Annotated in this window: 9 protein-coding genes and 1 tRNA gene; 8 read left to right on the top strand and 2 right to left on the bottom strand. The window is 58.4% G+C overall.

Features of this window, described 5'->3' with window-relative positions:
• Positions 1-61 precede the first annotated feature (61 nt).
• Both rdgB and hemW read left to right on the top strand, forming a co-directional pair.
• The gene (rdgB, locus tag HY29_RS10160) at positions 62-679 is read left to right on the top strand and encodes an RdgB/HAM1 family non-canonical purine NTP pyrophosphatase (protein WP_034796496.1); all 618 of its coding nucleotides are present in this window, start codon (positions 62-64) and stop codon (positions 677-679) included.
• A complete protein-coding gene (gene hemW / locus HY29_RS10155) occupies positions 676-1848 on the top strand; it encodes a radical SAM family heme chaperone HemW (protein ID WP_034796494.1) in 1173 nt (390 codons plus the stop codon). The genes rdgB and hemW overlap by 4 nt, the downstream gene beginning before the upstream one ends.
• An 11-nt stretch (positions 1849-1859) precedes the next feature.
• Here hemW and HY29_RS10150 read toward each other — a convergent pair whose 3' ends face one another.
• The gene (locus HY29_RS10150) at positions 1860-2450 is read right to left on the bottom strand and encodes a thymidine kinase (RefSeq protein WP_034796492.1); all 591 of its coding nucleotides are present in this window, start codon (positions 2448-2450) and stop codon (positions 1860-1862) included.
• Between the two features lie 6 nt (positions 2451-2456).
• A complete protein-coding gene (gene ggt / locus HY29_RS10145) occupies positions 2457-4199 on the bottom strand; it encodes a gamma-glutamyltransferase (protein ID WP_241765182.1) in 1743 nt (580 codons plus the stop codon).
• Positions 4200-4347: 148 nt separating this feature from the next.
• Between ggt and HY29_RS10140 the strand changes: the two genes are divergently transcribed.
• The 6 genes from HY29_RS10140 to HY29_RS10115 all read left to right on the top strand — a co-directional run.
• Positions 4348-5346, top strand: coding sequence for a P1 family peptidase (locus HY29_RS10140; protein WP_034796488.1), 999 nt, complete (start codon positions 4348-4350; stop codon positions 5344-5346).
• Positions 5346-6281 carry a S1 family serine peptidase gene (locus HY29_RS10135; protein ID WP_034796487.1) on the top strand — a complete coding sequence of 312 codons (936 nt, stop codon included), beginning with the start codon at positions 5346-5348 and terminating at the stop codon, positions 6279-6281. The genes HY29_RS10140 and HY29_RS10135 overlap by 1 nt, the downstream gene beginning before the upstream one ends.
• Positions 6282-6382: 101 nt before the next feature.
• Positions 6383-6459 (top strand) — tRNA-Arg (locus HY29_RS10130).
• Positions 6460-6635: 176 nt separating this feature from the next.
• Positions 6636-8312 (top strand): hypothetical protein, encoded by a 1677-nt coding sequence (locus tag HY29_RS10125; protein ID WP_034796485.1) that lies wholly within the window; start codon positions 6636-6638, stop codon positions 8310-8312.
• A gap of 384 nt (positions 8313-8696) precedes the next feature.
• Complete coding sequence (locus HY29_RS10120) at positions 8697-11273, top strand: TonB-dependent receptor (protein WP_034796483.1); 2577 nt, start codon at positions 8697-8699, stop codon at positions 11271-11273.
• 84 nt (positions 11274-11357) lie between these two features.
• Positions 11358-12891: tetratricopeptide repeat-containing sulfotransferase family protein (locus HY29_RS10115; RefSeq protein WP_051601401.1), on the top strand; the 1534-nt coding region annotated here is incomplete at its 3' end.

The following is a 12891-nucleotide window of genomic DNA, read 5'->3' as shown; positions in this document are numbered from 1 at the left end:
AAGGCTTACCGAATAACGATATAGGCTTTTATGTCAAAAGCAAGAATGGAGCCATTGCAGTATGGGTGTAAATAATACGATTCGACGCTTGGAGCCCGGGCGATTGGTCGCCGCGACCCACAATAAGGGTAAGGTCTCAGAGCTTAAGGATCTATTCGAGCCCATGGGGTTTGAGGTTGTTTCGGCCATTGATCTGGATTTGCCGGAGCCTGAAGAGACTGAATCCACCTTTGCAGGCAATGCCATTCTCAAGGCCAAATCTGCAGCAGATGCTACAGGTGCGCCTGCCTTGTCAGACGATTCAGGTCTGGCTGTCACGGCCCTTGGTGGGGCGCCTGGCATATACTCTGCCCGCTGGGCCGGTGAGCCCCGGGATTTCGGAGCTGCGATGGCCAAGGTCCAGCGTGAACTGGAGGACATTGGCGCGACCGACCGCACTGCAAAATTCGTCTGCGCGCTGGCTGTCGTCTGGCCGGATGGTCACGCAGAAGTATTCGAAGGTGAGGTTCATGGTGAACTGGTCTGGCCACCCCGCGGCGACAAGGGCTTTGGATATGACCCTGTTTTCGTTGCAGACGGCGAACAGATCACGTTTGGAGAGATGGATCCTGAGCGCAAACATGCGATGAGCCACCGTGCCAATGCCGTTAAGAAACTGAAGGCTGCCTTGTTATCATGACTGAGACGCCCGCCCCTTTCGGTCCGGAATATGGATTTGGGGCCTACATCCATTGGCCGTACTGTACGAAGATCTGCCCGTATTGCGACTTCAACGTTTATGCGGCGAAGGATCGGGACCCGTCGCTGCTGCTGCAGGCGATCTGTGATGATCTGAAAATCCACCGGCCGCGCATGCCTCAGCATGGCGCGTTGGATACAATCTTTCTCGGGGGAGGGACGCCCTCTCTGCTCAAGCCCTTGCAGGTCGCAGAAATCCTGCAAGCTGCGGATGAGGCGTTTGGCATCAAGGACGGGGCAGAAATTACGCTCGAAGCCAATCCCAATGATGTGCTGCGTGCGGATTTGCGCGGGCTGAAGGCGGCCGGCGTGAATCGGCTTTCCGTCGGCGTACAGTCCTTGCGGCCTGCGGCTCTGGCGTTCCTCGGCCGGGACCATGATGAGCAGGCTGCCATGGCCGCGATCGTGCGGGCTATGAAAGTCTTCCCAAACACATCAATAGACCTGATCTATGCAAGGCCCGGCCAATCCGTTCAGGAATGGCAGCTGGAGCTGGAAGACGTGCTGAAGTTCGGCGTGCCGCATATCTCCCTGTACGAACTGACGATCGAAGAGCGGACAGCTTTCGGGAAGGCCGTCGAGCGTGGTCAGATCGTGCCGATGGAGGATGATGACCAGGCCGATTTGTATGAGCTGACCCAGACCATCCTCGGGGCGGCAGGCTTGCCGGCCTATGAAGTTTCCAATCATGCCATGGCGCCAGAATATCAGTCTCGCCACAATCAGATTTACTGGCATGGTGGGGACTGGATCGGTGCAGGCCCCGGTGCGCATGGCCGCGTCAGCGTCAATGGGCAGCGCTATGCCTCTGAAGCTGAAAAGCGCCCTGACGCCTACATCGCCAATGTACAGGCGCTGGCATCTGGCTGGTCCGCGGCGCAAAAGCTTTATCCGCTGGACATTGCGCGGGAACTACTGGCCATGGGTCTGCGTCCATCGGGCGGGATTGATCGGCGGCGGATTGAGAGCCTGTCGGGACGGCCGCTCCCGCAAAACAAGATTGATGTCTTTGTTGATGAAGGCTGGCTGAAGGAAGATGGGCCGCGTATTGCCTTGACCGCAGCGGGGCGCCTGCTGGCGGATGCGATCACGGCAGAGCTGGCCGCCTGATCTCGTCGCGTTCAAGCCGGTGGGGGAAACCGCCCCATACGTTCTTCCCAATGGCGTCTGCAAAGCGACACATAGGTCGCCTTGGCGATGCTGATTTGCTGACCCTCTGTCAGGACTTGTCCCTCCGGCCCAAGGCGCACCACCATCGTGGCTTTGCGCCCACATTCGCAAATCGTCCTGGCCTCCCGCAGGGAGTCTGCAATGGCGAGCAGGGCAGCAGAGCCTTCGAATAATTCTCCTTGAAAGTCCGTGCGGAGACCATAGGCCAGAACGGGGACATTCAGATGATCTGCAACGCGGGCCAGTTGCCAGGCTTGCTCTTTGGTCAGGAATTGGGCCTCGTCCACGAAAATGGCGTCGAGCCTGCCCTTGGCCTGTTGTTCCTGAATCAGACCGAAAAGGTCTGTCTCTTTTGAATAGAGGGTCGCATCTGCATGAATGCCGATGCGGGAAGAAATGTGTCCGTCTGCCTCATCCTTGTAGAGGGATGAGGTGAGCAGGAGAACTTCCATCCCCCGCTCACGATAATTGTAGGCTGCCTGAAGAAGAAGCGTCGACTTCCCGGCGTTCATGGCAGCATAGGAAAAGTACAGCTTGGCCATGTTTTCCTAGTCCAGGGATTTGGCAATGCCTTCCCGGCGCGGGTCTGCGCCACCTTCAAGACCGTCTTCGCGCACCACGATGACATGCAGGCCGGAATTCTCGCCTTCGCGCTCTTCGACCGTATAGCCCATTTCACGAAGGGCGTCGGCCGCTTCAGGCCCGCCATCAATATCCACTTCAACGCCGACAGTGTCGCCGCGAGCGATGATGTTCGGCAGGTCGATGGCTTCCTGAGCCGTCTTGCCCCAATCAATAACGCCGACAAGCGTTTTGGCGACATAGGCGATGATGGAATTACCGCCCGGAGAGCCGGTGACCATGAACAGGTCATCATTATCATCGAACACGAGCGTCGGGGACATGGAACTACGCGGGCGCTTGTTGGCGGCAGGTGCGTTGGCCACCGGTTTGCCGCCCTTTGTGGGCTCGCGGGAGAAGTCCGTCAGCTGATTGTTGAGCAGGTAGCCATTGACCATAAGGGACGTGCCAAAGGCCGCTTCGACCGTGGCCGTCATGGAAACGGCATTGCCTTCCATGTCGATGATGGAGATGTGCGTCGTTCCCGGCTTGTGCTCGGTTGCGTCTTCACCCCAGAGCGGGCGCAGCGGGTCACGGCCCAGCACAACACCCGGATCACCCGGCTCGGCATGGCCATCCGGCGCGAAGGCTTCGGTTGCGCGCACTTTCAGATAAGCCGGGTTGATCAGATCGCTGGAGGGCACTGCCACAAAGTCAGCATCCGCAACATAATGGTCGCGGTCGGCATAGGTCAGGCGCTGGGCATCGACAAATGCTTTCAGGAAGTCATCTTCCGTGGCCGTATCGGATGTCGGCTTCAGATAATGGTAGAGGCCCATGATCATGTTCTGGGCCACACCGCCGGAAGAGGGGGGCGGGGCAGAGCAGATGCGATAGCCTTCCGGAATGGTGCCACACAGGGCCGGACGTACCTTCACCTCATAATTCGCAAGATCTTCCAGAGTCATGTCGCCAGCGTTCGGGCCGCTGTTCACGGCGGCGACAATCGCCTCGGCGTTCTCGCCTTCATAGAAAGCGGACGGGCCTTGCGTCGCGATGGCGCGCAGCATGTCGGCATAGTCCTGGTTCGTGCGGATATAACCGACCGGAAGCGGCTCGCCATTCGGATAGAAATAAGCGGACGGAACCGGAAGGTCATCAATCCGCACGACGGCTTTCAGACGGTCACTGGCCAGAAGTTCCGCCAGGCGCGGGGACACTTTAAAACCGTCCTCGGCCAGCCTGATGGCAGGCTGAAAGTCCTTTTCCCAGTCCAGCGCGCCAGCGGCATCATGCGCTTTCTTGTAGAGGGCAATCTGGCCCGGAACGCCAACAGCCTTGCCGGACTGCCAGGCTTCCATGAAGCCCATGACCTTGCCATCCTTGACGAAATGCTCGGGCGTCGTGGAAGCCGGAGCCGTCTCGCGGCCGTCGAAAACAGTGATTTCGTCCTTGTCGTGGTCATAATAGACCATGAAGGCGCCGCCGCCGATACCGGAGCTTTGTGGCTCAACCAGGCCAAGAACAGTGTGAACCGCGATTGCGGCGTCGATCGCATTGCCGCCTTGCCGCATCACTTCGAGGCCGGCTTCGACCGCGCGCGGGTCGGCGGCTGCCACCATGGCGCCCTTGGTCCAGGCTTCTGGTGCCGCGGCGTCAGTCTCTGCGGCTTGCGCTTCAGCTTGATGCGCTGTGTCTGCAGCCCGTTGGGCTTCTTCTGAGGCGCTCACGCCGCTCTCCTGAGCGGGAGAACAGGCAGCTAGCCACAGAACGGAAAGAAAAAGCGGTAAACGTGTCATGGGGATCCCCGTGTCTTGGCGTGAGTCGCGGCTGACCTTATGAAACTGTAGAGGCAAGGGAAAGACAGAGGCGCAATTAATGACAGCACCCGGCAAACGGAATCTCATCACGGATGTTCCCGGCATTCGTGTGGGGCAGGCGGAAGACAGCGCAGTTCGCTCCGGCGTCTCCGTCATTGTGCCGGACAGGCCTGCCATTGCAGCAGTCTGCGTCGCAGGCGGCGGGCCCGGTACTCGCGAGACGGATTTGCTGACGGGCGGGCGTCTTGTACAAGGTGTTGATGCCATCTGCCTGTCCGGAGGCAGCGCCTTCGGGCTCGCGGCGGCGGACGGTGTCGCGTCTGGTCTCAAGGCAGAGGGACGGGGCTTTGCGCTCGTTCCCAGCGAAGGCGTCCCGCCGACGCCAATCGTTCCGGCGGCCATTCTGTATGATCTGGCCAATGGTGGCGACAAGGATTGGGGGGAGGTTTCCCCCTATGCCAGGCTGGGCCTCGCGGCATATCGGGATGCCGGGGAAGCCTTTGTTCTCGGCCGGGCAGGGGCCGGATATGGCGCCCGGGCAGGGGCTTATGCGGGTGGCACAGGGTCTGCCAGCATTGTGACGAAGGACGGTATCACAGTCGGGGCGCTGGCCGGAGTGAATTGCTTTGGGTCCACCTTCATGCCGGGGACTGAGGCATATTGGGCGTGGCCTTATGAAATTGACCGTGAGTTCGGTGGTATACGACCCCCTGAAGGCTTTACCGTGGACCCGGATGACTGGGGCGCAGCAAAGGCGAATCCGGCTCTGGGGCAGAACACCACGATCGCCTGCATCGCCACAGATGCTGCGCTCACACAGGAAGAGGCGCGCAGGGTGGCGCAGATGGCGCTGTCCGGCTTTTCGCGGGCGATCCGGCCGGTGTTTGCGCCATTTGATGGCGACGCCGTGTTTGTTCTGTCGACCGGCCGCGTCGATATCGCCGAAAGTCGCCCTTTCATGGTATCTCGACTAGGAGAGTTGGCCGCCTCTACGCTTGCGCGGGCTATTGCGCGGGGCGTTCATGAGGCCAATCACGGGGGATATGGGGAGGTATAATGCCTGGGTGGAAAAGTCTTGTCGGGGCAGGCCTGCTGGGGATGGCGGCCGCCTGTGTTGTCGCCGGGCATGATGCAGACCCGGAAGATTGGCCTGGCATGGCTTCCTTGCAGGCGGTGCAGGGACGTTCAGTCTATCATGAATGTGGCGCGACCATGATCTCACCCGAATGGGCCCTGACCGCGGGCCATTGTGTCGAGGGTATCGAGATCGAGTCCGATGGGCGGGCTGCGCAATACTTTCCTGATGCAACCGGCGAGAAGATGCAGCGGTTCGGCCCCGTGATACTGGTCGTGGGCCGTGGTGATCTGATGGAGATTCCCCGCTCTGCCGTCTTCCCCATACAGGACATTATCGTTCACCCTGACTATGTGCCGGGGGCGCCAGAGCAGGGCAATGATCTGGCCTTGCTGCGTATCGAAGGAAAATGGACCGGGCCGGTGGCCAAGCTGGATGGCCTGAGCGGGATCGTGGCGGATCTTTCCGAGGCGGCATCTCCGCAAACCTTTGTTGCAGGCTATGGCAAGATGGGGGAAGGCGCGCGCAACCAGTCCGGCGTCAGCCGCGGAGGTCGCCATGTCAGCGCGCCCAGCCTGATCCTGCAGGAAGGCATGGTGCCCCCGGTGGATATAGCGCTCTGCAAGCAGCAGGTGACCGATCTGATCGCAACCTATGGCATGAGCGATTTATTGGCGGGGGTCTCCGTGGACCCGGTTACGCAAATCTGTGCGGGGGTAGGGGATGTCGATTCCTGTCAGGGGGACAGCGGTGGGCCGCTGATGCTGAGGACAGAAGGTGATACGCCCGTGCAAATTGGTGTGGTCAGCTGGGGCCTTGGCTGCGCGCGGCCGGAGAGTCCTGGCGTTTACATGCGCGTGTCGGCCTATGCGGACTGGATCAGCGCTGTTGCGTATGGGGCTGAAGACCCGATTTGAGGCCCATTCCAGCCCTCGCTGCGAAAGGTGTGAATCTTGCGCTCAAACAGGCTTGCATCCGCTGAACCATGCCTGTATGTGTCCGCCTTCCTTATGGCCGGGCACCGGTAGCTCAGTTGGATAGAGCACTAGACTACGAATCTAGGGGTCGGGGGTTCGAATCCTCCCCGGTGCGCCATTTTCTTCTTGCAGTTATTGCGATGTCGAAGCCTGGCCTTTTCCGGCAGCTCAAGTCTTCACCGAATTGGGGCGTGCTGGACTAAAGCCCCGCAACTTTCCTTGCCAACTCTGCCGATTGCTCTCAAAAGTAGATGTGAAGAGGTCGGTCCGGCCTTTTTGGTGAGGGGGATTTTCATGCAGTCTATGCTCGGCCGGATTTGCGGCATTGTGGTCTTTTGTGCGGTTGTGGTGGCTCCGCCGGCACTGGCTAAGTATCTGGTGCGCGACGCTGATGGCGGGCCGCCTGTTGAACTCACCGTCATCATCGAGAACGTGAAATACAACGAAGCCCGCAAGCGTATCGCCAGAAGCGGGTTGCCGAAGCCGAAAAAGGGAGAGGTGAGCCGGTCATTCTACTATTCCGGGTCTGAGAAGCGCGTGAAGTTCGAGCGGCTCCAAACGGCAACAGGAGAAGTTCTGATTGAGGGGATCTATGCGAGTGTCAATCCGCTTTCCACGGTCGCGGCTCTTGTAAAGCGGGATGACGGCGTGTGGGGCATTGTGGACATTCCCACCGGCACATTCCGCCCCCTGCCTGATGCGAGTTGGTACTATACGTCGTTCAACGGCGCGGCGCCCGCGGTGCTGCTGATCGGATCCAGTCAGCCGGACGGGACATTCCGATACTGTTTCACCGGGGCGGATGGTGAATGCGAGAAATGGGTCGACCGGGTGGCGGGGGACATTTCGGCTGAGCTGGAAGACGGCCCATCAGGCTTCATCTTTGAGACGCGGATTGTGATGAACAGGCTGACGCCCGAAGGGCAGAAATATTCGTCCAGCTTTGACTGGAACGGGAACGCCCTGCTTGAGAAGGCCCCGCCCGTGATCCCCGTGCATTCCGCGAACCCGAAGAATTTGAAGCAGCGCGTGCTTCATTCAGTTCTCTACAATCTCGGGCCGTTCGATCATCCGCTCGGCGATTTCAGCACCAACCTCTACTGGCCCATGGACAAAAACGGCGCGCCGATTGAGGCAACTGAAAACGTCAAGGGCCTGTTTCCCCTGTCTCTCGCCGATAAAAAGGGCGAGACGTTCGAAACCGCGGGACAGGCCGGTGGAGGTGCCGGGGGCTACGTGATTGTCTACGAGCAGGACGGTACGCGAACATTCGAAATTGCGCCGAACAACAAGTATGCCGCTTCGGTGATGTATCACAACGATTCCAATTACCGGTGGAGCGATCTCTATTACAAGAACATGAAGAATAACGACTACTTCGACACGTATCGGTTCGCCGTAAAACGCGACGGCCGCGACGAGTCCAAGGCGTGGTATCCGGTGGAGTACGACGGCCGTCAGGAGACGCTACACAAATACCTTGAAGAGGCATGGAATTCCGACGAAGGCTACGCCGACCCAGTCGTCGCAATCGACACACGATATGCCAAGAATACCGCAGCGGCCAAAGCGGCCCAGGACGCGGCAGATGCGAGGTATAAACAGCGCAAGGACGCGCTTGCAGCCTTGAAATCGCGCGGTGGAACTATGTCGGTCGGCGGAGACTTGTGCGGCGCCGCCTACAACTTCACCGTCGGACGCACGGATGAGGACTCGCGCCTGTTTTTTCAGGCCTATTACGGTTATGCTGGCGAAGTTTGTCGTTATCTGCCGACCTCGCTCTATTCGGCCATGATGCAGTCGAAGGTCGTTCAGGAGGAACAGGCACCACCACCGCCCGAGCCGGAGAATGACTTCGCGAGTGCGATGAAGGCCTGGAATGACCAGTTGGATCAGGACCGCTCATCCAGACAAGGCAAATCCCTGCGCTGCTATGTCAATCAGGGCAAGAGAACCTGCTATTACGATTGATGGGATGCCGGCCGGGGCGGGGCTTGGTTTTGCGTGTTCAGGGGGGCGCTGAGCGCTGGGTTGGCTTTAACTGTTTTGCCTGAAGAAAGGCGGTTCGTCTTCGGTATATTGTCGGCGATAGCGCGCTTTTGCGCGCATTTTACCGAGCCAGAATAATCTTTGCAGTCAAAATAATTATCTTGGCGATATGGGCACCATAGGTGGATTAGTGCGAGATATTTACAACACTTTTAGATAGATTCCGGTTTTGCGGGGTGTCTGCGGCGGACTAAACCTTTCTGTAATCGAAATAAATGTATAGCCCGACACCTATCGAGCAGCCATGATTCTGGTGCGCCTGTCGGCTGGCGCCGAATGGCTGGAGCCGCCCCAAAGGGAAGACAAATGAATAAACTAATGTGCAGTGTATCGCTTATTGCGGTTGCTGGGCTCATTGCGCCGCCTATGCTGGCGCAAGAGGCTCAGCCAGCGCCGGCCAAGGCCAAGCGCCTGAAAACCGTGACCATCACCGCAACCAAGAGAAGTGAAAGCGCGCAGGATGTCCCTGTCACCGTGACAGCTCTGGACTCGCAAGAGCTTGAACAGCTTGGCGTGAAAAACTTCACCGATTATCTGGTTCAGATGCCGGGCGTCACAGCAGGGGGATCCGGCCCGGGCCAGAACACGATCTATATTCGCGGCCTGGCATCCACGACGCCAAACCTGACCGTGGCCGGCGTGGCGGGGCTGTCACCCAATGTCAGCTTCTATCTGGATGAACAGCCGCTGGCCCAACCCGGACGGAATCTGGATGTCTACGCTGCAGATATCGAGCGCGTCGAGGTGCTGTCCGGACCGCAGGGTACGCTGTTCGGGGCGAGTTCCCAGGCAGGCACCGTGCGCATGATCACGAACAAGCCGTCCTTTGATGGCTTTGGCGCAAACTTCAAGGCTTCGACCGCCTTCACCGATGGCGGTGAAATGAGCAATAGCGTCGAAGCGATGATCAATGTGCCGGTCAATGACAAGCTGGCTCTGCGCGGTGTTATCTATAACGACACTCAGGGCGGCTATATCGACAATGTTGGCGGCACGCTGACGGTTGAAGATTCTGCGCGGTTCCGTCCAGAGGGCGCTGTGCGCGCAAATGGCGTGCCAGTGAATGCCCAACGCGCCGGTTTCCAGGCCGGAGCAGACCTGTCCAACGTGAACTTTGTTGCGGCAAACAATAGCAATATTGTCGAAAATGACATCAACGATACGACCTATCAGGGCTTCCGCCTGAGCGGCATGTATCGCATCAATGAGGACTGGGATCTTCTGGTCTCTCACTCTCAGCAGAAAATTGATGCCGAGGGTGTTTTTGCGGCGGATCCGGAACTGGACGATTATGATATCGTCCGCTTCACGCCTGAGAACATTGAAGACAAGTTCCACAACACGGCCTGGACGCTGGAAGGCCGCATTGGCGCGCTGGAAGCTGTCTATACCGGGGCGTATACGGACCGCACGACAGATCAGGTTGTCGATTATTCCGATTACCTGTTCGTTGGCCAATACCTGCCTTACTATATCTGCGACGGCTCTGTGACCTATCCGGCCTCGGGCGTTGATCCTGCAGGCACCTGCTACGCACCGAATCTTTCTGTGAACTCTCATAGCGAGACCAAGGTTCAGACACACGAGTTGCGCTTCAATACGCCTGAAGAATATCGCTGGCGCGCCACGTTCGGCGGATTCTTCAGCGACCTTGAACTCGCTGAACGTAATGACTTCGTGTATCCGGGTTCAACCATGGTTCAGGGCTTTGGCACGCAGACTGGCTTTGCTCCGAACTACCCTCTGACCAACACGGATGTGACGGGAGAAGTCGGCAGCGCTTATCCAGGCTACTACAGCCAGCCAGGTCCTTTCCCGGCAGGCGTCATCTTCCGGAATGACATCAAGCGGACGGATAAGCAGGTCGGCATCTTTGGCGAAACCAGCTTCGATATCACCGACCAGTTCTCTCTGACACTCGGTGCGCGATACTATGATGTTGAGGTCGATCTGGAAGGCAGCGCGAACTCGTCCTTCTATAATCTTGGTACAGACACAGATGCGCAACGGGCTGGTACCAATATCTCCTTCATCTACGGCCCGAATGGTCCTGCAGGGGCGCCGGACAAGGCCGCCACGGATGGCGTGATCTTGAAGGCAACCGGCGAATGGACGCCAACAGATGACCTCCTCTTCTATGCAACCTATTCTGAAGGCTTCCGTCCCGGGCTGCTAAATCGCCCAGGCGGCCGCCAAGGCCCAGGTAACTATGTCGTGCCTTATGATGTTGATACGGATGAAGTGAAGAACTACGAGCTCGGCTGGAAGACCGAACTGTTCGACAATTCCCTGCGGTTCAACGGCTCTGCCTTCTTCGTGGAAATCGACGGTCTGCAAACGACCATTTTCGACCCATCGATTGTGAACCTGTTTTTCTCAGACAATGCTGCCAATGCAGAAATCAAAGGTATTGAAGGTGACTTTACCTGGGCACCGGAAGCTGTTGATGGTCTGACAGTTGCGGGCGCCTTCTCGCTGCTCGACACAGAGATCACGGAAGTTCTCGTTCCGACTGATGATGTGGTTAAGGGCGAAGAGCTTGCCTTCGCGCCTGCCTATCAGGGCAATGTGCGCGTGCGGTATGAATGGGATCTTGAACAGGAAATCGCAGGCCAGCGTCTGACGGCTCATGTCATGCCGCAGGTTGTGTTCTCCGACAGCTCCTACACGGATGTCATCGAGATCAACAAAATGGAGATTGATGGCTATGTCACGGTCGGTGGTACGCTGGGCGTTACGGCCGATAATTGGGGCGCCGAACTCTACGTCAAGAATCTGACGAATGAATACGCCGAACTTGGTGGGAACTTCGTTTTCGATCGCGAACGGGTCACCCCCATGCGCCCGCGGACGATTGGTATCCGGGTGTCCTACAGCTACTAAGGCAGACACTTACTTGATCCATCAGCAGCGCCCTGACACGTTCGGGGCGCTGCTTTTTCATTTCTGGGAGACTATGATCGCGCGATGACCATGAACGCTGAACCGGAAACAGCCCTTCGAGAGGCTCAAAAGGCCATGCAGTCCGGGGATTTTGCCAGGGCCAGACAGATCACGGCAGATGTCCTGACCAGTCAGCCGCATCACCGGGATGCGCTTTACATGGCGGCGGTCTGCGCGAGGTATGAGAATCGGCATGAGGATGCCTTTGCGAGGCTTGCGGATTTGAAAGCGGCCTCCCCGGACTACGGCCGGGCCTATCAGGAAGAGGGGCACCTTAAACGTAAACTCGGCGACGCAGCCGGCGCGCTGACAGCGTTCGAGCGCGCAACACGCTACAATCCTTCCCTGATCGCCAGTTGGACGGCGCAGGCAGAGCTGCACGGTCATACGGATGCTGCGGCGAATGCCCGGGCTCAGGCCACACGCTTGCAGGCCTTGCCGCGTGAGCTTCTGGCGGTGACAAATCATATTCATGAGGGCCGTGTCTTCCGGGCTGAAGAAATAGCGCGCGCATTCCTGCGCAAGAATCCGACCCATGTGGAGGGCATGCGCCTGCTGGCCGATATCGGCACGCGGCTCGGCGTGCAGGAAGACGCAGAATTCCTGCTGGAAAGCGCCGTGGAGCTGGACCCGGACAATCTCCAACTGCGGCTCGACTATATTCAGGTGCTGCGCAAACGGCAGAAATTCTCAGATGCCCTGGAGCAGGCAAAAATCCTGATGGCACGGGATCCGGACAATCCCGTCTTCCAGTCACACTATGCCATTGAAAGCATGCAGGCAGGGGATTATGAAACCGCGCTCGACTATTTTGATCGTATCCTGAAAGCCTTGCCGGAAGACCCGGCGACGCTCGTTTCCCGCGGTCATGCCCTCAAAACATATGGCCGCACGGAAGATGCCATTGCCTCCTATCGCGCGGCGACCGAGGTTGCCCCTGGGCAGGGGGATGCCTGGTATGGCCTTGCCAATCTGAAGACCTACACTTTCAGCGAAGAGGAATTGACGCGCATGGAAGCGCAGGCAGCCTCACCTGATATTGACCACATGTCCCGCATTCATATCGCTTTTGCCTTGGGCAAGGCACATGAAGACCGCAAGAACCATGAAAAGGCCTTTGAAGCTTACGCGCTGGGCAATGCGCTAAAGCATCAGACCGTGCGCTACACGACTGAGCAGATGCAGGCAGAGTTCAGCGCGCAGAAATCCATCTGCACACCTGATCTTTTTGCCACCCAAGGCGACAAGGGCTGCGCGGCGCCGGATCCGATTTTCATTCTCGGGCTGCCCCGGGCAGGATCTACCCTGATCGAGCAGATCCTCGCATCCCATCCCCAGGTCGATGGCACACTGGAATTGCCGAACATCTTGTCACTGGCGCATCGGCTGCGTGGCCGGAAACAGCTGACGGATCGCGAACGCTATCCCCGCGTCCTGCACGAACTGTCTGCGGAAGATCTGAAAGCGCTGGGTGAGGAATATATTGAGACGACCCGAATTCACCGGCAGGGCGCGCCCTTCTTTACGGACAAGATGCCGAACAATTTCCGGCATATCG

The organism is Hyphomonas beringensis (genome assembly GCF_000682755.1).
GTDB lineage: Bacteria > Pseudomonadota > Alphaproteobacteria > Caulobacterales > Hyphomonadaceae > Hyphomonas > Hyphomonas beringensis.
Note: the sequence above shows the minus strand (reverse complement) of the source record. Positions and strands in the feature narration are given on the sequence as shown.

Bases quoted from the DNA above. Each gene is read 5' to 3' on its own strand.
- rdgB (WP_034796496.1), top strand. From the start codon at position 62: ATGGGTGTAAATAATACGATTCGACGCTTGGAGCCCGGGCGATTGGTC.
- hemW (WP_034796494.1), top strand. From the start codon at position 676: ATGACTGAGACGCCCGCCCCTTTCGGTCCGGAATATGGATTTGGGGCC.
- HY29_RS10150 (WP_034796492.1), bottom strand. From the start codon at position 2,450: ATGGCCAAGCTGTACTTTTCCTATGCTGCCATGAACGCCGGGAAGTCG.
- HY29_RS10140 (WP_034796488.1), top strand. From the start codon at position 4,348: ATGACAGCACCCGGCAAACGGAATCTCATCACGGATGTTCCCGGCATT.
- HY29_RS10135 (WP_034796487.1), top strand. From the start codon at position 5,346: ATGCCTGGGTGGAAAAGTCTTGTCGGGGCAGGCCTGCTGGGGATGGCG.
- HY29_RS10125 (WP_034796485.1), top strand. From the start codon at position 6,636: ATGCAGTCTATGCTCGGCCGGATTTGCGGCATTGTGGTCTTTTGTGCG.
- HY29_RS10120 (WP_034796483.1), top strand. From the start codon at position 8,697: ATGAATAAACTAATGTGCAGTGTATCGCTTATTGCGGTTGCTGGGCTC.